Below are 24,881 nucleotides of genomic sequence, written 5' to 3'. Positions count from 1 at the left end.
GGGGGGGGGGGGGGGGGGGTTTTTTCGTGTTTCCTTTGGCCCCCCCCTTCCCTGTCCTCCCCACCCCCCCTTCCCTTTTCTAGGGGAAGAAAGTTTCCTCTCCTTCTCTCCCCAACCCCCCCCCCCCCCACCTCGCTGCACGGCCTACGGGGCTGTGGCGAACTCGCGCACGATCCGTTCGCAGAAGGCCGGCAGGTCATCGGGAGACCTGCTGGTGGTGATGTTGCCGTCCGTGACGACCTCTTCGTCGACCACCTCGGCCCCCGCGTTGCGCAGGTCGGTGCGCACGCTCGGCCACGACGTCAGCCTGCGGCCGCGTGCGACGTCGGCCTCGACGAAGTTCCACGGGCCGTGGCAGATCGAGGCGACCGGCTTGCCCGACTGGACGAAGTCGCGGACGAACCGCACCGCGGCGGGTTCCATCCGCAGCTTGTCGGGGTTCACCGTTCCTCCCGGCAGGAGCAGCGCGTCGTAGTCGTCGACGGACACCTCGCCGACGAGCCGGTCCACCGCGAAGGTGCCGGCGTCCTCGAGGTCGTGGTCGCGCGCCTGGATCTCGCCGCCGGCGAGGGACACCACGGCGGTGTCGGCTCCGGCGTCGTCCAGCGCCTGCCGCGGCTGCTCCAGCTCGACCCTCTCCACGCCGTCGGCGGCGAGGATGGCGACCCTGCGTCCGTTCAGCTCTCCCGCCACGTCAGGCACCCGCCCCCGTCAGCGCCGGGTGTAGGACGACCTTGGTCCAGCCGTCGTCCCGCTTGTCGAAGTGCTCGTACGCCTGCGGCGCCTGGTCGAGGGGCAGCTCGTGGCTGACGATGAAGGACGGTTCGGCCTTGCCCCCGGCGATCAGGTCGCGCAGCTGGCGGTTGTACTTCTTGACCGGGGCCTGGCCGCTGCCGATGTGCTGGCCCTTGAACCAGAACAGGCCGTAGTCGAAGGCGAGCTTGCCCTGCTTGGCCAGCTCGTCGCTCGCACCGGGGTCCTGGGGCACGAAGACACCGACGTTGCCGATCTTCCCGGTGAAGCGCACCGAGGCGACCAGCCGGTTCATCGTCAGCGCGGGGTCCTCGTTGCCGCCGGGATCGTGCGCCTGGTAGCCGACGCACTCGCAGCCGTTGTCCGCGCCCAGCCCCAACGTCTCGTCCAGCACGGCCTGCACCGGGTCGACCTCCGAGTCGTCGATGGCGATGGCGCCGATCGACTCGGCCAGGCGCAGCCGGTCGGCGTTGCGGTCGACGACCATCACCTTGCTCGCTCCCCGGATGGTGGCGGAGAGGGCGGCCATCAGCCCGACCGGGCCCGCGCCGTAGATGACCGTCTGGTCGCCCGGTTTCACGCCGGCCAGCTCGGTGGCGTGGTAGCCGGTCGGGAAGATGTCGGCGAGCATCACGTAGTCGGTCTGGCGCTCCTCGGCGTCCTCGCCCAGCCGCAGGCAGTTGAAGTCGCCCCACGGCACGCGCAGGAACTCGGCCTGTCCGCCCGCCCACGGGCCCATGTCGGCGAACCCGTAGGCGGCGCCGGCCATCTTCGCCTCCGGCTGGGCGGTCAGGCAGTAGTTCGTCAGCTGGCGCTCGCAGTTCTTGCAGTGCCCGCACGCGACGTTGAACGGCAGCACGACCCAGTCGCCCACCCTCACCTTGTCGACCCCGGCGCCGACCTCGACGACCTGGCCCAGGTTCTCGTGCCCGAACCAGCGGCCGGTCTCGAAGTCGGTCCGACCCTCGTACATGTGCAGGTCCGAACCGCAGATGTTCGCCGACGTGATCCGCACCAGCACGTCGGTCGGCCGCTCGATCCGGGCGTCCGGCACGTCTTCCACGCTGACCTGCCGCGGCCCTTCGTACACCACTGCCTTCACGACTACCTCCTCGTCACGGGCGCCTGCCGCCGTCCGGGCGGACCCTTCAACGCCGAATACCCTTGAGAAACAGTCCAAACCGTCTGTCCATTGTGGATTTAATGTGGAAGTGGCTCAGCTTCCGCCGACCAGCTCGAGACCGCGTTCGCCACGTCCGGCCGCTCGTGCGACGACCGACCGGTACACGGACTCGTAGCGCCGCGCCATCAGTGCGACGTCGAAGCGTTCCTCGGCGTCCGCCCGGCACCGCGCGGGACTCAGCGACCCGATTCCGCGCAACGCTTCGGCCAGCTCGTCCGGGGTGTCGCACACCCAGCCGGTTTCGCCGTGCGTCACCACTTCCGGCACGGATCCCCGGCGCAGCGCCACCACCGGTGTCCCGCAGGCGAGTGCCTCCGCCATCACGAGACCGAACGGCTCCTCCCACCGGATGGGGAACAGCAGGCACCGCGCCGCGGCGAGCAACGCGAGCTTGCGCTCCCGGTCGGCCTCGCCGAGCCACTCGACGCCGTCGCCCTGGCGCAGCAACGGTGTCACCACCTCCTCGAAGTAGCGGACCTCGTCCCGCTCACGGCACTTCGCCGCGATCAGCAGGCGGACGCCCGCCGCCCTGGCGGCCTCGACCGCCTCGGGGATGCCCTTCTCCGGGGTGGCTCGGCCGAGGAACAGCGCGAAGTCCTCCTTGTCCCGCCGGAACGGGAACTCCGCCACCCTGACGGCGTTGTGCACGGTCGCCACCCAGTTCAGGTCCGGTGCCCTGGTGCGTTGTGCGTCCGACAGCGCCACGAGGTGCACGCTGTCGCCCAGGTCCCGGTAGTACCGGCCCATCTCGCCGGTCACCGGCCCGTGGGCGGTGACCACGGTGGGCAGCGCCCGTCCGCGGGCCAGCAGCGGTCCGGCCAGCGAGTGGTCGTGGACCAGGTCGACGTCGAGCTGCGCGATCACCTCGGGGAGTGCGGCGGCGTGGTTCACCTCCGGCAGGCTCGTTCCCATGCGCTTTGCCTGTGCCGCCTCCGAAATCGATACGAACTGTGCGCTCGTGCCGTTCTTCCCGACGCCCACGAGTGTCACGTCCACAGCGTGTCTCACCAGCTGTTCGGTGAGGTCCGCACACATCGACTCGATTCCGCCATAGGCCTTCGGTGGGAGCTCGAACCACGGAGGCGCCACCATCGCGACTTTCAGCTCGTCCATTTCGGACGAGTTTCCCGGTAGGGGCGGACGAAACCAGCGGATGTGTCGTCCGAAAGCACGATTTCCTTTGGCAGCCCCGAAACCCGGACCTCCGAGTCGACCTCGACCGTGACCTTCGCGCCGGCCAGCGGCACGTTGTCGAGGGCGATCGGCAGGAACGCGTCCGGCAACGCCGGTGCGAGCCCCACCTTCCCGTCCGGCACGGCGGGTTCCAGGCGCAGCAACACTCTCAGCAGGTGCACGGGCGACGCGGATGCCCACGCCTGGGGCGAGCACGACGTCGGATAGGGCACCGGCTGGGCGTACTCGGAGCGGTCGAACCCGCACAACAGCTCGGGCAGCCTTCCCCCGAACGCCTCCGCCGCGTCGTACAACGCACTCGCGAGTCGCTGGGCCTGCTCGACGAACCCGTACCGCATCAGTCCCGCCGCCACGATGGTCGAGTCGTGCGGCCACACGGATCCGTTGTGGTAGCTCATCGGGTTGTACGCGCCCATGTCGGAGGCGAGGGTGCGCACACCCCAGCCGGTGAACATCTCCCGCGACATCAGCGACTCCGCGACCTGCTCCGCCTTGTCCTCGTCGACGATGCCGGTCCACAGGCAGTGCCCGATGTTGGACGCGACGGAGTCGACGGGGCGCTTGGCGTGGTCCAGGGCGACGGCGAAGCGGCCGAGCCCGGGCAGCCAGAACGCCTCGTTGAACCTCTCCTTGAGCGCCTGCGCCCGGTCTTCCCAGTAGGCGGGATCCTCCCCGGCCGCTCGGGCGAGGCAGGCCCGCGCGCGGAAGGCCGCGTAGACGTAGCCCTGCACCTCGCACAGCGCGATGGGGCTGCGCGCGATGGTGCCGTCGGCGGCGTTGACGCCGTCCCAGGAGTCCTTCCAGCCCTGGTTCACGAGGCCTCGCCCGGTCGCGCGGTGGTACTCGACGAACCCGTCGCCGTCGCGGTCGCCGTAGTGGTCGACCCAGTCGAGTGCGCGGTCGGCGTGCGGCACCAGCGCGCCCATCCGGTCGTCGCCGATGCCCCACCGGCTCAGCTCGCCGAGCAGCACCACGAACAGCGGTGTGGCATCGGCGGTGCCGTAGTAGACGTGGCGTCCGCCCAGCGCGAGGGAGGAGTCCGCGCCGAACCTGATCTCGTGCAGGATCCGGCCGGGTTCCTCCTCGCTGTTCGGCTCCACCGCCACGCCCTGGTGGCGGGCGAGCGTCTGGGCGGTGCCGAGCGCCAGCGTCGGGTCGATCGGCAGTGACATCAGCGACGACAGGATCGAGTCGCGGCCGAACAGGGTCATGAACCACGGCGCTCCGGCCGCGATCACCGTGTCCTGCGGCCGGTCGGGGTCGAAGATGCGCAGCGCGCCGAGGTCTTCCCTGCTCCGCTGCAGCGTGCGCATCAGCGAGGGCGCGCCGAACACCCGCAGCACCGGCCCCGTCTCGTGCCACTGCCGCGCCCGCGTCACCGGCGCGGACTGCTCGACCGGCTCGTCGAGGGGGAACTGCGCGGGCGCCAGCTCGCCGTCCACCACGGGACGGGCGGTGACCCTGGTCGACCACTCACCGCGCGCGGGCACCCGCGCGTGGAAGGTGAGCCGGTCCAGGTCGTACTCGGCGTGGTCGGCGCTCACCCGCACACCCCGGCCGCCGCGGTCGAGGGCGAGGCCGTCCTCGTGCGCCCTGGCGCCGTGCCGGCGGTGGTCGCGGCGCACGCGGTCCTCCTTGACCTCGAACAGGTCGGCGAAGTCGGCCTGCACGTGGACGGTGAGCGTGACGGAGACGTCGCGCGGCCCGTAGTTGCGCAGCACCACGTCCTCGCGCATGCCGGCGCCGATGTACCGGGTGCGTTCGACGAGCAGGGAGCTCTCGCCACGCCGGTCGAGGACCGCGCGCCCGAGGAACGTCGTGCGGAACGGTTCCGCCGGTACCGCGGTGATCGGCTCGGCCGGCGCGTCGTCGATCCGCACCTGCCAGCCGGACACGATCCGCGTGTCCAGGAAGAACGTGCCCTGCGCGCTGTCGGCGTGGATCTCCCCGTCGTGCCCGCACACGCAGAACGACGTGCCGTTGACCAGCGTGACGGTGCCGCCGGAGAGCGCGGCCGGTTGCCCGTCGAAGGCCCAGCCGCCGGTCATGTCGTCCTGGTGTGGCGGGGGAGCGGGCCGGTGGTCGCGACGATCTCGTGCGGGCCTGGACCGGGTCGCGCTGTCCGCCGCGGATCGGGCGCACGTCCGATCGACGTGGTCGTGGACGTCATCGTCCTGCCTCCTCTCGTTGGTGCCACCACTTGCAGGCTGGCAAGGTTCCGGCGGAGCGCGCCTTCGCCTGCGAGGACCAAATTCCCGTCCGCGTTCGTCCTGCGGGGACAGGTGGCCGCACGGTGCCGGCGAACGGGCTGGTGAAACGAGGCCGGAAGTGCCGTGTGAGTCCGGTTCCGGCGGGTAGCCGGGCGGCACGGCGTCATCGACCACCCGTACCTCGGGGCGTCGCCGGGTGACCTGACGCCGGAGATCCGCACCCGGTTCGTGATCTCGCGGAGCGCGGGGCCCCGGTCCTGGAGGCCGAACAGCGAGGGTCCGCGCAGGCCGGCGAACCACCCCCGGTGAAGCGCGACAGCCGGGTCCTGCTGCGCCCGTGACGGGAAACGCGCGCCGAGTTGGTCCTCTTCTGCCGAAGCGCCGCGGTGGCCGGTCCACAGAGGATCGTCTTCTGGCTTCGACGCGAGGAGACGGACGTGGAGAACGACAGGTTGCGGATCGCGATGGTGTCCACCGAGGAGTTCGGCACCGGGCAGCGCGTGCACGTGGCGGGGTTGGCGGCGGCACTGGCCCACCGCGGGCACGCCGTCACGGTGTACACCCGCCGCGAGCGGCCGCATCTGCCCGCGCGCGACCGCACGGACCTCGGCTACGACGTCGTGCGGTTGCCGGCCGGGCCACCGCTGCGGATCGACGAGGACGAGACGGTCCCGCACCTCGGCCGGCTCGCCGAGCTCCTCGGCCGGGAGTGGCGCGACTTCCGGCCGGACGTCGTGCACGCGCACGGGTGGATGTCCGGACTGGCCAGTGTGCTGGCCCGGCACCACGGGACTCCCGTCGTGCAGACCTACCACGGCCTCGGCGGGTCCGTCCGGCGCTCGAAGGGAGAACGGCTCGTCGGCCGCGAGGTCGCCGGGGTCACCGCCATGTCGTCCGGCGAGCTGCCCGCCCTCACCCACGAGGGCATCGACCGGAGCCGGATCTCCGTCGTGCCGACCGGTGTCGACGTGCAGATGTTCACCCCGTGGGGGCGACGGGCACGGCGCGGTGCGCGCCGGCGGGTGGTGGCGGTGCGGACACCGGGGCCGGACAGCGGTCTGGTCGACCTGGTGAGGGTGCTGCCCCACCTGGACGACGTCGAGCTGCTGATCACCGGCGGGCCTCGGAAGCAGCAGAACGCGCGGGACGGCGAACTGCGGCGGTTGCGCGCGCTGGCCGCCCGTGCCGGGGTCGCCGACCGGCTCGTGTTCACCGGAGGCGTCTCCAGGGCGAGGACGATCGCCTTGCTGCGGTCCTCGGACGTGGCCGTGTGCGCGCCGCGGCGTGAACCGGTCGGCCGCTTCTCGCTCGAGGCGATGGCGTGCGGGGTGCCCGTGGTCGCGACGGCGGTGGACGCGCTGGCGGACTCGGTGGTCGACCGGGTGACGGGCCTGCACGTTCCACCCGCGAGGCCGCGTCTGCTCGCGCGGGTGCTGTCCGGGTTGCTCGGCGACGACGTCCTCCGCCAGGAGTTCGGTGTCGCGGGCCGCGACCGGGCGTCCGCGCGGTACTCCTGGGACCGGATCGCGGCCGACATCGTCCGTGCCTACGGACAGGCCGGCGCGCACAGCTGACCCCCGTCTCCGTGAGACCGCGTCGATCCGGGGTCTCACGGAGACGGAGGTCAGCGCCTCGCCCCGAACGAGAGGTGGTCGTGGACGAGCCGCACCACCATCGCGCCCTCGCCGACCGCGGAGCCGACCCGTTTGACCGACCCGCTGCGCACGTCGCCGATCGCGAACACCCCCGGCCTGTTGGTCTCCAGCGGGAACGGCCGCCGACCCTTCTGCCACCAGGTGTCGTCGGTCGCGACGTGCTCGCCGGTCAGGACGAACCCGTCCTCGTCGAGCGTGATCAACGAGGAAAGCCAGGCCGTGCACGGAGTCGCGCCGATGAACACGAACAGGGCCCGCACCGCGAGGGTGCGCCGTTCGTGGTCGCGGTTGTCCTCGACGACGACGCCACCGAGCTTGTCGTCGCCCAGCAGCTCCACGACCTCGTGGCGCAGCAACACCTCGATGCGGGGATGGCTCGTCACGCGGTCGACGAGATAGCGGGACATGTCCTTGTTCAGGTCGTCGCCGCGCACCACCAGGTGGACGGAGGGCACCCGGTCCGCGAGGAACACGGCCGCCTGGCCCGCCGAGTTGCCGCCGCCGACGATCGCGACGGGGTTCGCCTGGCACTCCCGCGCCTCGTGGACCGTGGCGGCGTAGTACACGTCGGTCGACTCGAAGTCGCTGAGCCGCGGCAGGTCGAGCCTGCGGTAGCGGGCGCCGGTCGAGATCACCAGCGTCCGCGTCCTGACCCGGGACGAGTCGTCGAAGCCCACCACGTAGTGGCCGTCGTGCGCTGAGAACGAGACCGCCTCCACCGACACGGTCACCGGCACGCCGAACTTCTCGGCCTGCAGCACCGCGCGTTCGGCGAGCTCCGGACCGGAGATGCCGGCCGGGAAGCCCAGGTAGTTCTCGATCCGCGACGTCGTCCCCGCCTGGCCGCCCGCCGCGACCGAGTCGACGGCCACCACGTCCAGCCCGTCCGCCGCGCCGTAGACGACGGCCGCGAGACCGCCGGGCCCGGCGCCGACCACGAGCAGGTCGGCGAGCTGGTCCGGCGGGGGCGACGCGTGCAGTCCCAGTGCCCTGGCCAGTTTCCGGTTGCTCGGGTTGCGCAGCGTCGTGCCACCGGGCACCAGGACCACCGGGGTCTCGTGGATGGTCACGCCGACCCGGCGCAGCAGCTCCTCGGCGTGGGCGTCCTTGTCGGTGTCGACCAGCCGGTGCGGGATCCGGTTGCGGGCGGCGAACTCCAGCAGCCGCTTGGTGTCGGGGGAGAAGCAGGAGCCGATGATCTGCACCCCACCGCTCCTGCCGATCAGCACGGCCCGGCGCACCAGGTACGCGCGCAGGACCAGGTCCCCGAGCACGGGGTCGCCGCGGACCAGTTCGGTCAGCTGGTCCGCGGTCAGCTGGACGACCTCGCCCGGCTCGGCGACGACGGCGGTCACGAACGACGGCTGCCCTTCGAGCAGACCGAGCTCACCGAGGAACCGGCCGGGGCCGTGCGCCCGCACGACCTCACCCTGCTCCAACACGTGCACGAGACCGCTGACGACCACGAAGAAGTCGTGGCCGCGGTCGCCCTCGGCGTAGAGCACCTCGCCCTCGCGGGCCGGTCGCCGTGTGCCGTGCCGTGCGACCTCGTCGATCTGGTCCTCGTCGAGGCGGGGGAAGGCACCGTCGACGTCCGGCGTCTCCGGGAACACCGGCCGGTCAGACGAAGGCCTGGTGCGCATAGCACCACCGCCAGTTCTCGCCGGGTTCCAGGGAACGGACGATCGGATGCCCGTCGTTGAAGGCGTGCCTGCGCGCGTGCCTCATCGGCGAGGAGTCGCAGCAGCCGACGTGCCCGCAGGTGAGGCACAGGCGCAGGTGCACCCAGGGGGTTCCGGCGAGGAGGCACTCGCGGCAGCCCTGCGGGGTCTGCGGCGCGACGTCGCGCACCAGCGCCAGGTGTTCGTCCACGACCGTGGTCATCGGTCCTCCCGTTTCGCGTCGTCGAGCACGAGCGACAGCCCGATGCCCACCAGCCACACGTCCTTCGCGAGCGAGATGCCCTCCTCGGTCGGTCGCAGGCTGCCCTCGCGCCGCATCCCCGGCGTCCTCAGGTAGAGCCCGAGCAACGCGCCGCCGAACCCGGTGAGCGCGGCACCGGCGACGCGTGCGGGGACCAGCGGCACCAGCAGTGCCAGACCGGTCACGATCTCCCCGGCCGCGAGCAGCGCCGCGAACCGCTGGGGGTCCAGCTTGCCCAGCAGGGGATAGGTGTTCGCAGCCCAGCCGTGCATCGACTCGGCCGCCTGCCGGTCGGCGTGCAGCTTGCCAAGACCTGAGTTGAGCACGTACGCGCCTGTCGTGACGCGCGCCGGCAGTTGGCGCAGCAGAGTTCGGCTGATCATGTCTTCACCTCCGGGACGAGAGCGTGGTCGAGCCAGGCGCGCAGCTGCGGTGCCGGCACCGCACCGGCCTGGCGTGCGATCACCTCGCCGCCGCGCAGGATCATCAGGGTGGGGATGGAGCGCACGTCGAACCGTTGCGAGAGAAGGGGTGCGCGGTCCACGTCCACCCGCACGAGCTTGAGGTCGCCGGCCCGTTCGTGCGCGAGGCCGTCCAGGACCGGGCTGACCATCCGGCACGGTCCGCACCACGTCGCCCACATGTCGACCAGCACGGGAACGTCGGCCTGCTCGGCCGCCTCGCCGAAGTCGTCGTCCAGGGCGTCGACGATCCACGGGAGGGGCCGGCCGCAGTTGCCGCACTTCGGTTTGCCCTGCGCGGCAACAGGTACGCGGTTGGTCTTGCCGCAGTGGGGGCACGCGATGTCCGTCGTCCTCATGCGGCCGCCCTGCTTCCACCGGACGTGACGACGGTCAGCTCGTCGTCCGTCACGTCCACCCGGATGACCGCGTCCTCCGCCACGTCACCCGCTATCAGCGCCCGTGCCACGCGCGTCTCGACCTCGTGCGCGATGTAGCGGCGCAACGGCCGCGCGCCGTAGACGGGGTCGAAACCGCGCCTGGCGATGAACTCGCGGGCGGGGGGAGTGAGCTCGACGTCGATGCGGCGTTCGGCCAGCCGGGAGCGCAGCTCGGCGAACTGCAGGTCCACGATGCGTTCGATCTGCTCGAGCCGCAGCGGCGTGAACAGGACGATGTCGTCGACGCGGTTGAGGAACTCCGGCCGGAAGTGGTCGCGCAGCGACGCCAGCACGGCTCCGCGCGCGTCCGGTTTGATCTCCCCGTCGGGCGTGACGCCGTCCAGCAGGAACTCGGAGCCGATGTTGGACGTCATGATGACCACCGTGTTGCGGAAGTCGACCGTGCGGCCCTGCGAGTCGGTGATCCGGCCGTCGTCGAGCACCTGCAGGAACGTGTTGAACACGTCCGGGTGCGCCTTCTCCATCTCGTCGAGCAGCACGACGGAGTAGGGCTTGCGCCGCACCGCTTCCGTGAGCTGGCCGCCCTCGTCGTAGCCGACGTAGCCGGGCGGCGCGCCGACGAGCCGCGAGACCGTGTGCTTCTCCTGGTACTCGCTCATGTCGAGGCGCACCATGTTGTCCTCGCTGTCGAACAGCGCGGACGCCAGTGCCTTCGCCAGCTCGGTCTTGCCGACCCCGGTGGGGCCCAGGAAGATGAACGACCCGATCGGCTTGCGCGGGTCCTTCACGCCCGCCCGCGCCCGGATGATCGCGTCGGCGACGAGCCGCACCGGCTCGTTCTGCCCGATCACCCGCTCGTGCAGGATCTGGTCCAGCCTCAGCAGCTTCTCGCGTTCGCCCTCCTTGAGCCTCGACACCGGGATGCCGGTCCACGCCGCGACGATCTCGGCGATCTCGTCCTCGGTCACCACCTCCCTGAGCAGCCGGTGCTGACCCTGTTTGCCCGCCAGCCTCTCCTCCTCGGCCGCGAGCCGGCCGCCGAGCTCGGCGAGCGTGCCGTAGCGCAGCTCCGCGGCCCGGTCGAGGTCGTACGAGCGTTCCGCCTCCTCGGCTTCGCGCCGGACGCGTTCCAGCTCGCCGCGCAGGTCCTGCACGCGGCGGATCGCCTGCCGTTCCGCCTCCCACTGCGCGGTCATGGCGTCGAGCTCGGTGCGCAGGTCGGCGAGCTCCTTGCGCAGCGCCTCCAGCCGTTGCCCGCTGGCCTGGTCGGTCTCCTTGGCCAGCGCGGCCTCCTCGATCTCCAGCCTGGTCACCCGCCGCGAGGTCTCGTCCAGTTCCGCGGGCATCGAGTCGATCTCGGTGCGCAGCCGGGCGCACGCCTCGTCCACCAGGTCGATCGCCTTGTCCGGCAGGAATCGCTCGGTGATGTAGCGCTGGGACAGCACCACTGCGGACACCAGCGCGGCGTCCTGGATCTTGACACCGTGGTAGACCTCCAGTCGTTCCCTGAGCCCGCGCAGGATCGAGATCGCGTCCTCCGGTGACGGCTCGGCCACGACCACGGTCTGGAACCGCCGCTCCAGCGCGGCGTCGGACTCGATGTGCTTGCGGTACTCGTCGAGCGTGGTGGCGCCGATCATGTGCAGTTCACCGCGCGCGAGCATGGGTTTGAGCATGTTGCCGGCGTCCATCGATCCCTCGGCGGCGCCCGCGCCGACGACGGTGTGCAGCTCGTCGACGAACAGCAGGATCCGGCCCTCGGCGGACCTCACCTCGGCCAGCACGGCCTTGAGCCGTTCCTCGAACTCGCCGCGGTACTTGGCACCGGCCACCAGAGCGCCCATGTCGAGCGAGAAGACCGTCTTGTCCCGCAAGCCCTCCGGCACGTCGCCGCGCACGATCCGCTGCGCGAGCCCCTCGACGATGGCGGTCTTGCCGACGCCGGGCTCCCCGATCAGCACCGGGTTGTTCTTCGTCTTGCGGGACAGGATCTGGACCACCCGGCGGATCTCGGCGTCCCGGCCGATCACCGGGTCGAGGTCACCGGTCCGCGCGTCCTCCACGAGGTCGCGGCCGTACTTCTCCAGCGCCTCATAGGTCCCCTCCGGCGTGGCGCTGCGCACCCGCTGGTTGCCGCGGATCCTGGTCAGGCCCTCCAGGAACCGGTCGCTCGTGACGCCGTGCCGCGCCAGCAGCTGACCGGCCTTGGTGGCGCCGCCCTCCTCCGCCAGCGCGAGCAGCAGGTGCTCGACGCTGACGTACTCGTCCTTGAGCCGCTTGGCTTCCCGTTCCGCGGCGTCGAGCACTCCGAGCAGCCGGCGGGTCACGGTGATCTGTCCCGGTTGGACACCAGGACCGGTGACCTTGGGGCGGCGGGCCAGTTCGGACCTCACCTCCTCGGTCAGCGCCCGCACGTCCACGTCCGCCCGGGCGAGCAGGCGGGCCACCAGACCGTCGGGCTGCTCGACCAGTGCCAGCAGCAGGTGCTCCCCGTCGGTCTCGGTGTGCCCGAGCCGCCGGGCGGCCTCCTGCGCGGACTGCACCGCCTCCTGGGACTTCTGCGTCAGCCTGTTCACGTCCACAGCCGGCTCACCTCCATGACGGACCACCTCCGTGCACCTGTGCCTCCAGGACCCGGATCCGGTCGAGCAGGTCCAGCACGAGCGCGATCGCGTTGTAGTTGAGCGAGAGCCCGCCGCGCAGCCGCTGGATCCGCGCGATGCGGGCCGCGGTGTCCGGCGGGAACCACAGCCGTCCACCGTCGTCCACCGCGCACTCGACCAGCCCCAGCGCGGCGTACCGGCGCACCAGGTCCGGGTGCAGCCCGGTGTGGACGGACACCCGGTCGACGCTCAGCCGCGCCGGTTTCGTCAGGACGTACATCACGCACCTCTCGGGTCGAAGTCGGAGACCGCGGACAGTTCCTCGAACAGGTCCCGTTCGCGCTTGCCGAGGGACCGGGGCACCACGATCTTCACGACGGCGTAGAGGTCGCCCGGCTTGCCGCGCGGGTTGGGCAGGCCCTCCCCGCGCAGCCGCAGCCGCCGCCCGCTCGACGAGCCCGCGACCACCCGGACCTTCGCCTCGCCGCCCGGCGTCGTGATGGGCACGGTGGCGCCGAGGGCCGCCTCCCACGGCGCCACCGGCAGGTCCATGACGAGGTCGCGGCCGTCCAGGCGGTACCGGGGGTTCGGGGCGATCCTGACCACCAGGAAGAGGTGGCCGGACGCGCCACCGCCGGAGCCCTGCCCGCCCTCGCCGGCCAGCCGGATGCGCTGGCCGTCCACCACGCCGGGCGGGATCGTCACGTCCAGGTCGCGGTCGCCGAGGGTGAGCCTGCGGTGACCGCCCCGGTAGGCCTCCTCGACCGTGAGGGTCAGCTCGGCCTCCTGGTCGGCGCCGGGCACCGGGCCACCGCGTCCGCCGCGGCGGAAGACGCCGCTGAACAGGTCCTCGAAGTCGAAGTCCTCGAACCCGCCGACGCCCGGCCCGCTCGTGTACACCGTGCGTCCTCCCGGACCGCGTCCCGCGCGTTCCTCGTAGTCCTCCGGCACCCGGCGGAAGTCGGCGCCGAACCGGTCGTACCGGCGGCGCTGCTCCGCGTCCGACAGGACCCCGTAGGCCTCGCTGACCTCCTTGAAGCGGTCTTCCGCGGCGGGGTCGCGGTTGACGTCCGGGTGGTACTGCCTGGCGAGCTTGCGGTACGCCCGCTGGATCTCGTCGGCGCTCGCCCCGCGGGGCACGCCGAGCGCCTCGTAGAAGTCCCCGGCCACCCCGCTCACCCCTGTGCGCGTGCCACCGCGACGGCGGCGGGACGCAGGTCGCCGTAGCCGGGCCGCAGCACGCGCACGACCGTGTTCGGCGGCGCGTCCGGGTCGTCGAGCACCATCACGACCTCGTGCACGGCGGGGTCGAACGGCACCCCGGTGGCGTCCTGGCGCGGGTAGCCGAGCCGGGCGAGCACCTCGACGGCCTGGTCGAGGGTCGCCCGCACGCCCTCGGCCACCGCGTCGCCGGACGCGTGCCCGAGCGCGAGCTCCAGGTTGTCGAGCACCGGCAGCCAGGCCGACGCCACCCGCGCGCGTTCCGCGGCGCGCTGCCGTTCCAGCTCGCGGATGTGGCGCTTGCGCGCGTTGTCCAGCTCCGCCTCGGCGCGCAGCCAGCGGTCCTCCAGCTCCGCGACGCCCCGATCCGGGACCGGCGCCGGGGAAGGAGGGGCGCCGGCCCCGGGTTCGGCCGCGGAGCTCGCGGCGTTCTCGTGGGTGGTCACGGTGATCAGACCCGGTCGAAGTCCGCGTCGATGACGTCGTCCTCCGCCGCCCCGGTGGAGCTGCCGGCCGAGGACGGCGGGGGCGTGGACGACCGTGCCGCCACCAGGCCGTTCAGCACCTGGGTCAGCTCGTCGGTCAGCTCCCGCACGCGGTCGGCCGGTGCCTCGTCCCGCAGCGCCTCGCGCGCGTCGGAGACCAGCATCTCGGCGCGCGCCCGCTCGTGCGCGGGCGCGTTCTCGCCCAGGTCGGACAGGGTCTTCTCGACCTGGTAGGCGATCGAGTCGAGGGTGTTGCGGGCGTCCACGGTCTCGCGCAGGCGCTGGTCCTCCGTCCGGTTCGCCTCGGCGTCGGCCACCATCCGCTCGATCTCGGTCGTGTCCAGGTTCGAGCTCTCGCTGATGGTGATGCCCTGCTCCGCGCCGGTGTCCTTGTCCCTGGCGGTCACGTTGAGGATGCCGTTCGCGTCGATGTCGAAGACGACCTCGACCTGCGGTTCGCCGCGGGGCGCCGGCCTGATGCCGCTGAGCTGGAACCGGCCCAGCACCCGGTTGTCGGCCGCGCGCTCGCGCTCGCCCTGCAGCACGACGACGTCCACGGCGGGCTGGTTGTCCTCCGCGGTGGAGAACACCTCGGAGCGGCGGGCCGGGATCGTGGTGTTCCTCTCGATGATCTTCGTCATCACACCGCCGCGGGTCTCCACGCCCAACGACAACGGCGTCACGTCCAGCAGCAGCACGTCCTTGACCTCGCCCTTGAGCACGCCGGCCTGGACGGCGGCGCCGAGCGCCACGACCTCGTCCGGGTTGACGCTCATGTTCGGGTCCTTGCCGCCGGTCAGCCTGCGGACGAGCTTCTGCACCGCGGGGATCCTGGTCGAACCGCCGACGAGGACGACCTCGTCGATGTCGTTCGCGGACACCTTGCCGTCGGCCATGGCCTGCTCGACCGGCCCGAGGCAGCGCTCGACCAGGTCGGCCGTGATCTGCTCGAACGTCGACCGCGTGACGGTCTCGGTCAGGTGCTTCGGGCCGCTCGCGTCCGCCGTGACGAACGGGAGGCTCACCTGGGTCTGCGTGACCGAGCTGAGCTCGACCTTGGCCTTCTCCGCCGCCTCGGACAGCCGTTGCAGCGCCTGGGCGTCCTGGCGCAGGTCGATTCCCGTGTCGTTCTTGAACTTGTCGGCGAGGTGGTCGACGAGCCTGCGGTCGAAGTCGTCGCCGCCGAGGTGGGTGTCGCCCGAGGTGGACCGCACCTCGACCACGCCGTCGCCGACGTCCAGCAGGGACACGTCGAACGTGCCGCCGCCCAGGTCGAACACCAGGACCGTCTCGTGGCCCTTCCTGTCCAGCCCGTAGGCCAGCGCGGCCGCCGTCGGCTCGTTGATGATCCGCAGGACCTCGAGACCCGCGATCCGGCCCGCGTCCTTGGTCGCCTGGCGCTGCGAGTCGTTGAAGTACGCGGGCACGGTGATCACCGCCTCGCGCACCTTCTCACCGAGGTGCTTGCTCGCGTCGTCGACGAGCTTGCGCAGCACCTGGGCGCTGATCTCCTCCGGCGCGTAGAGCTTGTCGCGCACCTTGAAGCGCACCGAGTCGCTCGGTCCGGGGACGACGTCGAACGTCACCGCTCTCGTCTCCTCGGTGACCTCCTCGAACCGGCGGCCGATGAACCGCTTGGCTGAGTAGATCGTGCCGTGCGGGTTCAGCACCGCCTGGCGCTTCGCCAGCTGTCCTACCAGGCGTTCACCGCTCTCGGTGAACGCCACGACGGACGGGGTGGTCCTGGAGCCCTCCGCGTTCGCGATCACGGTGGGCTGGCCGCCCTCGACGACCGCGATCGCGGAGTTCGTCGTGCCGAGGTCGATCCCCACTGCCGCCGCCATCACTCGACCCCCTCTGCCCGGGGCAGGGTGCCGAGGAGGCGCACCGCGTCGTCCGCGAACTCCTCGTCCACGACGAGGTCGTACCGGCTCGGCACCATCATCGTCACGGAGCTGAAGTCGCGCCTGCCGCGGTGCAGCGCGTAGGAGACCGCGCCGATGACGGCACCGACGACGGCGCCGAACACGAGGCCGTAGAGGGCGAGCGTGAACGCGGCGACGAGCGGGTTGATGAGGTCGAAAAGACCGAAGATCCATCCGAAGAACAGTCCGGGGACGGCGCCGGCGGCGGCACCGTTCAGCAACGCCCGGCCCCAGTTCATCCGTCCGACGACCTGCTCCACGACGCGGATGTCGACGCCGACGATCGCGGTGCGGCCGACCGGGAACTTGTTGTCGGACAGGTGGTCGACGGCGCGCTCGGCGTCCTCGTAGTTGTCGAACGAAGCGATTGTGCGTCGTTTTGAAGAACTTTGCGCTGTGTCGTCACCGATGTCGGCGCGTGCGTGCGCACCCGAGTGATGAGTGGTCATGGCTGCTCCCTCAGGCGTTGACCGTTGTCCGCTCATGGGTTCCTTCCCGCGCGGGGTCTGCTGCCGAGCGCGGTTCAGTCGCGTGCATTGGGTCGACCCTGGCGAAGGACACACGTGCGGCGCGTCGTCCTGCGAGGACCAAACCGGTCCTCCGCAATGGACACGACAGCACGACCACGGGGGACTAAGGTGGCTGACGAGCAACGACTCACGGAGGGGGCATGACCGCCGGCGCGACAGGTGCGGACGCTTGGGCACGTGCCCGGCTGTCCAGTCTCTACGGCGTCTTCGTGCTGTCGATGAACATGTTCGGTGGCAAGGATCCCGCGAAGATCCTCGCCCTGGCGGCGGCCGCGGTGCCGTCGCTCGGTCCGTGCACAGTGGCCGCGACCTACCTCGTGGCGGGCGGCGTCCTGGGGCGGCAGCCCACCGGCCACCCGCCCGACGCCGAGCTCGACCGACTTGTGTCCGAAATGGACGGTCACGGTTCCGGCGCGGTGCTGCCGGGCGCCACCTGGCGCTGTGCGTTCCCGTTGAAGGAACAGTCCGCTCTCGCCGGCTGCCTCGTGGTGGCCGCGGAGTCGGAGCCGACGATCGACGACATGTTCTTGTTGAAGGTGCTCTGCCAGCAGACCAGTGCCGCGCTGGCGAACGCGGCCCTGCGCCGCAGAGGTGACGAGTACGTCGACGAGCTGCGCCGGTCCAACGACGAGCGGGCGGAGGTGAACGCCCGGCTGACAGGCACGGTCGACGTGCTCCTCAAACAGCAACGCGTGCACGACGTGCTGACCGGGGTGAGTGCTCGCGGGGACGGCGAGCAGGGGATCGCGCAGGCGCTCCACGAGCTCACCGGGCTGGCCGTGGCCGTGGAGGACAAGTTCGGCAACCTGCGCGCGTGGGCGGGGCCCGGCCGTCCCGACCCGTACCCGAAGCTGCCCGCCCTGCGCCGGGAGGACCTGCTGCGCCGCGCGGCCCGCCGCACCTACCCGCTGCGGGAGAAGAACCGGCTGATGTCGCTGGTCAAGCCGCACCACGAGGTGCTCGGAGTGGTCTCCCTGGTCGGCCCGGCGAAGACCGTGCGGGACCAGGACGTGTTCACGCTGGAGTACGGCACGACCGTGCTCGCGCTGGAGCTCGCGCACCAGCGCAACCTCGCGGAGGTGGAGCTGCGGCTGCACCGGGAGCTCGTCGACGACCTGGTCGCCGGCACGGACAACGACGGCGCCTACGCACGAGCCGCCGCGCTGGGTCACGACCTGCGGGGCTCCCACCACGTACTGGTGGCGCAGTGGAACGGTGCGGAGGCCGACAGCGCGCTGTCGGCGGCGATGTCGCACGCGGTGGTCGAGCTGGGGTGGAAAGCGCTGTGCTCGCGGCGCTCCGGTGTCGTGGTCGTGCTCGTCACCGGTCGTCCGGACGGTGAGGCGCTGTTCCGCTCCGTGGCGAACGAGCTGGGCACCGACGCGGGCGTGATCGCCATCGGCGGCACCTGCGACACACCGGACCGGTTGCCCCGGTCGTTCGACGAGGCGGTGCGCGCGTTGCGCATCCGGCAGGCCTCTGGTGCCCCCCGCGGTGTGGCGTCGTTCGACCAGCTGGGCCTCTACCGGATCCTCGACGCGGGGGAGAGCCGTGCCGAGGTGTCGTCCTTCGTGTGGGAGTGGCTGGGGGATCTGATCGACTACGACGAGACGCGCAACGCGGACATGGTCCGCACGCTCTCCCAGTTCCTGGAGTGCGGGGGCAACTACGACAAGACCGCGACCGCGCTGATGATCCACCGCAGCACGCTGCGGTACCGGCTCGGCAGGATGCGGGAGATCACCGGTTTCGACCTCGGCGACGTGGAAACTCGCTTGAACGTCCACGTCGCGACCCGTGCGTGGCAGGTCTTGCAGGGGCGTCCGTTGGAGGGCCGGTGACGAGTGCCGTGTTCGACGGTGTGCCGCTCGAGGTGCACTCCCACCTGTGCGTGTTCCACCACGGTCCCGCCGAGCGGGACGAGCTGGTGATGCCGTTCCTGTCGGAGGGGCTGCGCGACGGGGAGTCGTGCCAGTACTTCGCCATGGCGGGGGAGAGGGGCCACGCCGAACGGGAGCTGGGAGCGCCGCACCCGCGGCTGCAGGTGAGTGAGGCGGAGAGCCGGTACCGGTGCGAGGACGAGCTGGACAGCGAGGCGTTCATGGCCGAGCTGGACGAGTGGACGCGGCGGCAGGGAACGTCGTGCCGGGTGGCGGGTGACATGCGCTGGGCCGGGAGCTCGCTCAGCCGGCCGGGACGGCTCGACGCGCTCTTCCGGCACGAGATGAACGCGAGCCGGTGGGTGGCCACGCGTCCGGTGTACGCGTTGTGCTTCTACGACCTCGACCTGTTCGACGGTGACGTGATCGTCCCGATGGTCAACGCCCACCCGCAGATCTGGATGACCGGCGTGCTCCTCGACAATCCGTACCACCAGCAACCCGCACCGTGACGGGCTCGCGGAACCCGTTGAGTATCCGGGTTTTCGCGGGGTACTCGACGGCCCATGCAGGAAACCGTTGTCCTCGGTCTGCTCGCCGATCCCGGCCTGGCGACCGACATCGTGGAAGACCTGGCAGAAGATCTCCCGCGGCGGCTGAGCCGTGACGTGGACGGTGACGTCGAGTGGCGGGTCGTGTCCGTCTGCGACCAGTTCGCCGCCGACGAGCATGGGTCCGTGCGGCACGTGGTGGAGGCGGTGCGCGACCAGGCCGTCCAGGAACGGTGCGACCTGTGGGTGTGCCTGACGGACCTGCCGCGCAGAGCGGGCACCGACCCGGTGGTGGCCGATGCCAGCGCCGACGACGGGCTCGCCGTGGCGTCGCTCCCGGCGCTGGGCAGCTGGGGGCTGCGCAGCAAGACCGGTGACGTGGTCAGTGCCGTCGTCGCCGAGCTGCGGGACCGCGAGGTCCCGATGCGGCGGTTGGCGCGCCGGGTCGACTCGCCGACGGACGACATCGGTGTGCGGTTCGTGGCACCCGGTCTGCGCGGCCGGTTGCGGATGTTCGCCGGGATGGTGCGGGCGAACCGGCCGTGGCGGCTCGCGATGGGGTTGTCCAGCGTGCTGGTCGCCGCGTTCGGCACCGGGGCGTACACGTTGATCAGTCCGACCATGTGGATGCTCGGCTCGCAGTCGAGCGTGGTCAGGCTGCTGGCGGCGATGTTGTTGTCGATCGCGGCCATGGTGACGTGGCTGGTCGTCACCCACGAGCTGTGGGAGCGCCCGTCCGACGCGGAGGGGAGGGAACGGGCCCGGTTGTACAACCTCACCACCGTGGTCACGCTCGTGCTGGGGATCTCCACGCTGTACGCGGCCTTGTTCCTGGTGGTGCTGGCGTCCGGGTTGCTGGTGCTCGAACCGTCCGTCCTGGCACAGGAGATCGGCCATCACCCCGGTGCGCGGGACTTCCTGGGGATGGCGTGGCTGGCGGCGTCGGTCGCGACCGTGGCCGGTGCTCTCGGCGCCCGCCTGGAGAGCGACGAGGCGGTGCGCAACGCCGCGTACGGCTACCGCCAGCAGCGGCGCCGCGAGAAGCTCCGGAAGTGACCTCTCAGGACTACAGCTCGACGTGGAATTCCGCCTCGCGGAGCGAAGCGCCGCACACGTGCGGTGCGAGACGGTGCACACCCCGAAGATCTTGTGGAGGTGGGCGTGGTGCTTCCAGCCACCGTCGCGAAGGTGATCAGAGTTCGTGTGAGCGGAGAGATCGACGCGTCCACTGTGGACATGCTCGCCCGCGCGATCGAGCCGCATCTGGACATTTCGAACGCGAGGATCCTGGTGGACATGAGTGAGGTGACGTTCCTGGGGACCGCGGGCCTCCGGGCGCTGGCCCGTGCGGAGCACCATGCGCGCCGGGTCGGGTCGGAACTGCACCTGGTCGGCCCCACCACAGCCGTGCGGAGGTCTCTCGCGTTGCTGGAGATGCTGCGTGCGTGACCCGCCCGAACGGGTCATGCACGCAGCACCTCCACCCGCGCCGGGTCCGGCCACCGCGTTCGCCGCGGCGGCCGGACCCCGGTGCTCGTCAGGGCTTGAGGACGACCTTCTCGCAGTTGTCCTCCTTGTTCTTGAACAGCGCGTAACCGCGTTCCGCCTCGGCCAGCGGAAGGGTGTGGGTGATGATCCTGGTCGGGTCGAGCTCCCCGCGTTCGATGCGCTCCAGCAGCGGCCGCATGTAGCGGTGGACGTGGCACTGCCCGGTGCGCAGGGTCAGCGAGCGGTTCATCCACGCGCCGGCCGGGAACTTGTCGATCAGCCCGCCGTAGACGCCGATCACGGACACGATGCCGCCGCTGCGGCAGGACATGATGGCCTGGCGCAGCACGTGCGGACGGTCGCTCTCGGACCGGACGGCCTGCTTGACGCGGTCGTAGGCGGAGACGTGCGCGCTGCCGTGGGTGGCTTCCAGGCCCACCGCGTCGATGCACTTGTCGGGTCCGCGTCCGCCGGTCAGCTCCAGCAGGCGCGACCGCACGTCCACCTCCTCGAAGTTCACGGGCGTGTGGCCCGCCTCCTCGGCCATCCGCAGCCGGTAGGGCTCCTTGTCGATGGCGATGACCCGCGCGGCGCCGAGGACCCTGGCGCTGTCCATGGCGAACTGGCCGACCGGGCCGGCACCCCAGACCGCCACCACGTCGGTGGGCTGGATGTCGCACATGTCCGCGCCCATGTACCCGGTGGGCAGGATGTCGGAGAGGAACAGCACCTGCTCGTCGGTGAGGTCGGACTCGATCCGCAACGGGCCGACGTCGGCGAACGGCACCCGCGCGTACTGCGCCTGCCCGCCCGCGAACCCACCGGTCAGGTGCGAGTACCCGAAGATCCCCGCGACGGGGTGCCCGAACATCTTCTCCGCGATCCCGGCGTTGGGGTTGGTGTTCTCGCAACACGAGTACAACCCGGCCGCACAGGCGGCACAGGCGCCGCAGGCGATCGGGAACGGCACGACCACCCGGTCCCCGACGCTCAGCCGGTCCGCGGCCACGCCGGAGCCGACCTCGACGACCTCGCCCATGAACTCGTGGCCCAGGACGTCGCCGTCCTGCATGGTCGGCACGTACCCGTCGACCAGGTGCAGGTCGGACCCGCAGATGGCGGTGGAGGTGATCCGCACGATCGCGTCCCGGCTGTTCAGGATCTTGGGGTCGGGCACGTCGCGGACCTCGACCTTGTTGCGGCCGGCCCAGGTGTTCGCCCTCATGCGTCCGGTCCCTTCTCCCACTCGGCGTCCGACAGCGGTTGCGCCGGCCGTTGCGGGAACTCCTTGCGCGCCTGCTTGCCCCACGGGGCGCCGTCGGACCGGACGACCTCGCCGGTCTCCAGCACCTGCTTGAGCCTGCGCAGGTCGTCGTCGAGCTGCTGGTGCGGTTCCTCGCCGAAGTAGCGGGCGACCGCCTTGCCGATCGCGCCGCCGGGGATGTCGTAGACCAGTGCGACGTGGATCTCGGTGCTCTCCCCGTCGGGGGCGGGCACGAACAGGACGGTGCCCGCGTTGGGCACGTCGGCGTCCCCGGTGGAACGCCAGGCGATCCTCGCGTCGACCACCTCTTCGGTGATCTCGGCGTCCCACTCGACGTTCTTGCCGAACGGCGCGTCGGCGACCCAGTGGCTCGTGCGGTCGCCGGTGGTGCGGATCTCCTCCAGATGTCCCATGAACGCCGGGAGGTTCTGCAGGTCGCGCCAGAACGCGAAGACCTCCGGCACGGGTTTGCGCACCGTGGTTGTGGCGGTCAGTTCCATGGATCCTCCTTCGCATGCCCCGCGCCACCGGCACGGAGCCGGTCGCCGCGGCTCGAAGGCCTGTCCGCAGGCCGGGCGCCGCGGTTGCTGCTCGATCCGAACTACCCCTCGCGAGTCCGCCCAACCCCGCCGGCCGGCGGAAAACGCTTTGCGGGCAAAGCGTTTTCGTCGTGTGGACGTGCGGGTGTAGACCTCGGGGCAGCGGGAACACGGCGGACATGGACATGTCGAAGTTGCGGGACGTGGCCACGGGACCGGGTCCGTTCGCGTCGGTCTACCTCGACGCGTCGCACGACACCGAGGACGCGGAGAAGGTCACCGAACTGCGCTGGCGGGGACTGCGCGAGCAGCTCGCCGGCCAGGGCGCGCCGGAGGAGACGCTCGTCGCGCTGGACGAGGCCGTGTCCGAGGCCCGCCCGCCGGCCGGCAAGGCCGGGCGCGTGCTGATCGCCTCGGGCGCGCGGGTGCTGGTGGACCAGACCCTGCCCGTGCCGCCACCCGCCGACGTCACGCGGTTCTCGTCGCTGCCCGACCTGCTGCCGCTGGCCTCCTACCTGCCACAGCCGGTGCCGCACGTCGTCGTGGTCGTCGACTCGGCCGGCGCCGACCTGCACTCGTTCGACGGGCGGGTCGACCTGGTGGAGACCGTGCGCGGCAGGCAACACCCGCTGCACAAGGCCGGCGGCGGGGGATGGGCGCACAAACGCATGCAGCAGCGCGTCGAGGACACCGTCAAGCACAACGTGAAGCAGGTGGCCGAGGAGGTGGAACGGCTCGTGCGGGAGGTGCGCGCCGAGCTGGTGGTGCTCGGCGGCGAGGTGCAGGCGCGCAGTGCGCTGCATCACGAGCTGCACCTCGACGACGGCCTGGTCGTGGAGGTCGAGGGCGCGGGGCTGGCGGCGGGCACCGACGACGAGGAGTTCGACAACGCCGTGCGCGCTCTCGTCGCGCAGCGCCGGCAGCAGCACGACGCGGACGCGGTCGACCGGTTCCGCGCCGAACGAGGCAGGGACGGGCTCGCGGTCGAGGGCCTCGCCGACGTCACGGGCTCGCTGCGACAGGCCAATGTGGACACTCTGGTGGTGGACGTCGACGTCCTGGCGGACGAGCTGGTGTGGACGAGCGACCAGCCCGGCCAGGTCGGTGCCGACGAAGCCGGTGTCCGTCAGGTCGCCGGCGATCCGGCCGCGGTGCGGCGCACCCGCGCGGACGAGGCGTTGGCGCGCGCCGCGGCGGTGACCGGCGCGAACGTGGTCGTCGGCGACGACGTCGAGCTGGTGCAGGGTGTCGGCGCGATCCTGCGCCACCGCCCTTGAACAGCGGGAACGCGACGCCGGTCGGATCGGGTCAGTCGGCCACAAGCCGCTTGCCCAGGTTGATCGCCTCGTACGGCTCGTACCCGAGGCGTTCGTAGAACTCGACCACGTCGGTGTTGTCCGGTCGCACCTGCAGCTGGACCTTCGGGCACCCGAGGGCGCTCAGCGCCGCCTCGGCGTGGCCGACCAGGCGGCGGCCGAGTCCGGTGGAGCGGCGTGCGGTCGCGACCGCGAGGTAGTGGATCCACCCGCGGTGGCCGTCGTAGCCCGCCATCACCACTCCGGCGATCTCGCCGTCGTTGTCGGCGGCCACGAAGAACATCTCCGGCTGGGTGGTCCGCTTGCGCCGGATGTCCGCCAGCGGGTCGTTCCACGGCCTGGTGATGCCGGCCTGCTGCCACAGCCGCACGACCGCGTCGGTGTCCGCGTCCGTGAACGCTCTGATCTGCATGACGTCACCCTTGATCAGAGGATCGACTTGGCGAAGACTTCGGACGAGCGGTCGAGAGCGGCCTGCGCGCGGGGGCCTCTGGCCGTGACAGCGGCGGTCAGCAGGCCGTGTGCGACCACGAGTTGTGCCAGCCGGGAACCGGTGGCGATGCCGAGGACGCCGCCGTTGTCCCCCGCGACGGCGAGCGTCACGGTGGCGATCTCGCTGAGCGCGCTGTTGGCCTGCGAGACGACGGCGACGACGGGAGCGCCGGCCCGGCGCGCCTGTGCCGCGACGTCGAGGGTCACGCGGGTGGCCCCGGTGTGGCTGAAGAGCAGGCAGGCGTCGCCGGCGGTCAGGGTCCGCGCGCAGAGGCCCGCGTTGGTCTCGTCCGGTGGGGCGTCGACGAACCAGCCCGCGGCACGGAACCTGCTGGCCGTGTCGGCCGCAGCCGGACCTGACCACGCGGCACCGAACACCAGCAACCGCTCGGCGTTCGTCACCACGGCCACCACGGTGTCGAACTCCTCCTCCGACACCGTCGCCGAGACCCGTCGCACGGACTCGGCGGCCGCTCGTTCGATCGCCCGCAACGCCCCGTAGCCGGTGACGCCGTCCGTGTCCGGGTGCTCGTTGGTCCTCGGCTCCCGTGCGGCGGCGATCTTCAGCTCGTGGAAACCGTTGTACCCCAGCACCTTGCACGCCCGGACGACCGTCGCGGCACCCGTTCCCGTCGCCCGCTGGACGTCCACGATGCTCGCGTCCGGCACCCGGTCCACGTTGGCGGTCAGCCACTCGACGACCCGGCGCTCACTGGGGCGCAGCGAAGGCCCGACGATCCGCGCGGTGCTCAGCAACGAGGGCTTGGAAGCAGATTCCACGTATCTCGTCATTTTTGGAACTGTACT

The 24,881-nt window shown here is 71.3% G+C and carries 24 protein-coding genes; 6 read left to right on the top strand and 18 right to left on the bottom strand.

Annotation, left to right across the window (positions count from 1 at the left end; translation table 11 throughout):
* Positions 1–144 precede the first annotated feature (144 nt).
* From ACFWV3_RS18855 to ACFWV3_RS18840, 4 genes are all read right to left on the bottom strand, one after another.
* Positions 145–693: a type 1 glutamine amidotransferase domain-containing protein gene (locus ACFWV3_RS18855; protein ID WP_382412644.1), complete on the bottom strand. Its 549-nt coding sequence runs from the start codon at positions 691–693 to the stop codon at positions 145–147.
* 1 nt (position 694) lies between these two features.
* Complete coding sequence (locus tag ACFWV3_RS18850; RefSeq protein ID WP_382412643.1) at positions 695–1,855, bottom strand: glutathione-independent formaldehyde dehydrogenase; 1,161 nt, start codon at positions 1,853–1,855, stop codon at positions 695–697.
* Between the two features lie 114 nt (positions 1,856–1,969).
* Positions 1,970–3,049, bottom strand: a complete 1,080-nt coding sequence (locus ACFWV3_RS18845; protein WP_382412642.1) for a glycosyltransferase family 4 protein — start codon at positions 3,047–3,049, stop codon at positions 1,970–1,972.
* On the bottom strand, positions 3,037–5,178 hold the full coding sequence (locus tag ACFWV3_RS18840; RefSeq protein ID WP_382412641.1) for a glycogen debranching N-terminal domain-containing protein: 2,142 nt from the start codon (positions 5,176–5,178) through the stop codon (positions 3,037–3,039). The genes ACFWV3_RS18845 and ACFWV3_RS18840 overlap by 13 nt, the downstream gene beginning before the upstream one ends.
* A gap of 614 nt (positions 5,179–5,792) precedes the next feature.
* Between ACFWV3_RS18840 and ACFWV3_RS18835 the strand changes: the two genes are divergently transcribed.
* Positions 5,793–6,914, top strand: coding sequence for a glycosyltransferase (locus ACFWV3_RS18835; RefSeq protein ID WP_382412837.1), 1,122 nt, complete (start codon positions 5,793–5,795; stop codon positions 6,912–6,914).
* Positions 6,915–6,964: 50 nt separating this feature from the next.
* Here the strand turns inward: ACFWV3_RS18835 and ACFWV3_RS18830 are convergent, their stop codons facing one another.
* Genes ACFWV3_RS18830 through ACFWV3_RS18785 form a run of 10 tightly spaced genes read right to left on the bottom strand, consistent with a single transcriptional unit; the run spans position 6,965 to position 16,463 of the window.
* Positions 6,965–8,638 (bottom strand): FAD-dependent oxidoreductase, encoded by a 1,674-nt coding sequence (locus tag ACFWV3_RS18830; protein ID WP_382412640.1) that lies wholly within the window; start codon positions 8,636–8,638, stop codon positions 6,965–6,967.
* Entirely contained in the window at positions 8,616–8,879 is a 264-nt protein-coding gene (locus ACFWV3_RS18825) for a UBP-type zinc finger domain-containing protein (protein ID WP_382412639.1), read from the bottom strand. The genes ACFWV3_RS18830 and ACFWV3_RS18825 overlap by 23 nt, the downstream gene beginning before the upstream one ends.
* Complete coding sequence (locus tag ACFWV3_RS18820; protein ID WP_382412638.1) at positions 8,876–9,301, bottom strand: hypothetical protein; 426 nt, start codon at positions 9,299–9,301, stop codon at positions 8,876–8,878. The genes ACFWV3_RS18825 and ACFWV3_RS18820 overlap by 4 nt, the downstream gene beginning before the upstream one ends.
* Positions 9,298–9,738 (bottom strand): thioredoxin, encoded by a 441-nt coding sequence (gene trxA, locus ACFWV3_RS18815; protein ID WP_382412637.1) that lies wholly within the window; start codon positions 9,736–9,738, stop codon positions 9,298–9,300. Before trxA ends, ACFWV3_RS18820 begins: the two co-directional genes overlap by 4 nt.
* Positions 9,735–12,362: an ATP-dependent chaperone ClpB gene (clpB, locus tag ACFWV3_RS18810; RefSeq protein WP_382412636.1), complete on the bottom strand. Its 2,628-nt coding sequence runs from the start codon at positions 12,360–12,362 to the stop codon at positions 9,735–9,737. The genes trxA and clpB overlap by 4 nt, the downstream gene beginning before the upstream one ends.
* A gap of 7 nt (positions 12,363–12,369) precedes the next feature.
* Complete coding sequence (locus ACFWV3_RS18805; RefSeq protein ID WP_382412635.1) at positions 12,370–12,663, bottom strand: chaperone modulator CbpM; 294 nt, start codon at positions 12,661–12,663, stop codon at positions 12,370–12,372.
* Positions 12,663–13,553 (bottom strand): DnaJ C-terminal domain-containing protein, encoded by an 891-nt coding sequence (locus tag ACFWV3_RS18800; protein WP_382412634.1) that lies wholly within the window; start codon positions 13,551–13,553, stop codon positions 12,663–12,665. Before ACFWV3_RS18800 ends, ACFWV3_RS18805 begins: the two co-directional genes overlap by 1 nt.
* Before the next feature lie 5 nt (positions 13,554–13,558).
* Positions 13,559–14,050 (bottom strand): nucleotide exchange factor GrpE, encoded by a 492-nt coding sequence (locus tag ACFWV3_RS18795; protein WP_382412633.1) that lies wholly within the window; start codon positions 14,048–14,050, stop codon positions 13,559–13,561.
* Positions 14,051–14,055: 5 nt separating this feature from the next.
* Positions 14,056–15,933, bottom strand: coding sequence for a molecular chaperone DnaK (dnaK, locus tag ACFWV3_RS18790; RefSeq protein WP_382412629.1), 1,878 nt, complete (start codon positions 15,931–15,933; stop codon positions 14,056–14,058).
* A complete protein-coding gene (locus tag ACFWV3_RS18785; protein WP_382412628.1) occupies positions 15,933–16,463 on the bottom strand; it encodes a general stress protein in 531 nt (176 codons plus the stop codon). The genes dnaK and ACFWV3_RS18785 overlap by 1 nt, the downstream gene beginning before the upstream one ends.
* Positions 16,464–16,684: 221 nt before the next feature.
* Between ACFWV3_RS18785 and ACFWV3_RS18780 the strand changes: the two genes are divergently transcribed.
* From ACFWV3_RS18780 to ACFWV3_RS18765, 4 genes are all read left to right on the top strand, one after another.
* Entirely contained in the window at positions 16,685–18,385 is a 1,701-nt protein-coding gene (locus ACFWV3_RS18780; protein WP_382412626.1) for a PucR family transcriptional regulator, read from the top strand.
* Positions 18,382–18,936, top strand: a complete 555-nt coding sequence (locus tag ACFWV3_RS18775; RefSeq protein ID WP_382412625.1) for an MEDS domain-containing protein — start codon at positions 18,382–18,384, stop codon at positions 18,934–18,936. The genes ACFWV3_RS18780 and ACFWV3_RS18775 overlap by 4 nt, the downstream gene beginning before the upstream one ends.
* A gap of 54 nt (positions 18,937–18,990) precedes the next feature.
* Complete coding sequence (locus ACFWV3_RS18770) at positions 18,991–20,031, top strand: hypothetical protein (protein WP_382412624.1); 1,041 nt, start codon at positions 18,991–18,993, stop codon at positions 20,029–20,031.
* A 132-nt stretch (positions 20,032–20,163) separates the two neighbouring features.
* A complete protein-coding gene (locus ACFWV3_RS18765) occupies positions 20,164–20,424 on the top strand; it encodes an STAS domain-containing protein (RefSeq protein ID WP_382412622.1) in 261 nt (86 codons plus the stop codon).
* A gap of 88 nt (positions 20,425–20,512) precedes the next feature.
* Here ACFWV3_RS18765 and ACFWV3_RS18760 read toward each other — a convergent pair whose 3' ends face one another.
* Both ACFWV3_RS18760 and ACFWV3_RS18755 read right to left on the bottom strand, forming a co-directional pair.
* The gene (locus tag ACFWV3_RS18760; protein ID WP_382412620.1) at positions 20,513–21,688 is read right to left on the bottom strand and encodes a zinc-dependent alcohol dehydrogenase; all 1,176 of its coding nucleotides are present in this window, start codon (positions 21,686–21,688) and stop codon (positions 20,513–20,515) included.
* On the bottom strand, positions 21,685–22,227 hold the full coding sequence (locus ACFWV3_RS18755) for an SRPBCC family protein (protein ID WP_382412618.1): 543 nt from the start codon (positions 22,225–22,227) through the stop codon (positions 21,685–21,687). Before ACFWV3_RS18755 ends, ACFWV3_RS18760 begins: the two co-directional genes overlap by 4 nt.
* 224 nt (positions 22,228–22,451) lie before the next feature.
* Here ACFWV3_RS18755 and ACFWV3_RS18750 point away from each other — a divergent pair, with 224 nt between their 5' ends.
* Entirely contained in the window at positions 22,452–23,543 is a 1,092-nt protein-coding gene (locus tag ACFWV3_RS18750; RefSeq protein WP_382412616.1) for a Vms1/Ankzf1 family peptidyl-tRNA hydrolase, read from the top strand.
* Between the two features lie 31 nt (positions 23,544–23,574).
* Here the strand turns inward: ACFWV3_RS18750 and ACFWV3_RS18745 are convergent, their stop codons facing one another.
* Together ACFWV3_RS18745 and ACFWV3_RS18740 are read right to left on the bottom strand one after the other, a co-directional pair.
* The gene (locus tag ACFWV3_RS18745; protein WP_382412614.1) at positions 23,575–23,994 is read right to left on the bottom strand and encodes a GNAT family acetyltransferase; all 420 of its coding nucleotides are present in this window, start codon (positions 23,992–23,994) and stop codon (positions 23,575–23,577) included.
* Between the two features lie 14 nt (positions 23,995–24,008).
* Positions 24,009–24,866: a MurR/RpiR family transcriptional regulator gene (locus ACFWV3_RS18740; protein ID WP_382412613.1), complete on the bottom strand. Its 858-nt coding sequence runs from the start codon at positions 24,864–24,866 to the stop codon at positions 24,009–24,011.
* Positions 24,867–24,881 lie beyond the last annotated feature (15 nt).

It is taken from the genome of Lentzea sp. NPDC059081 (assembly GCF_042738015.1).
In the GTDB taxonomy this organism is placed as follows: domain Bacteria; phylum Actinomycetota; class Actinomycetes; order Mycobacteriales; family Pseudonocardiaceae; genus Lentzea.
The sequence above is the reverse complement of the archived record's forward strand: the minus strand, read 5'-3'. Positions and strand labels throughout refer to the sequence as shown.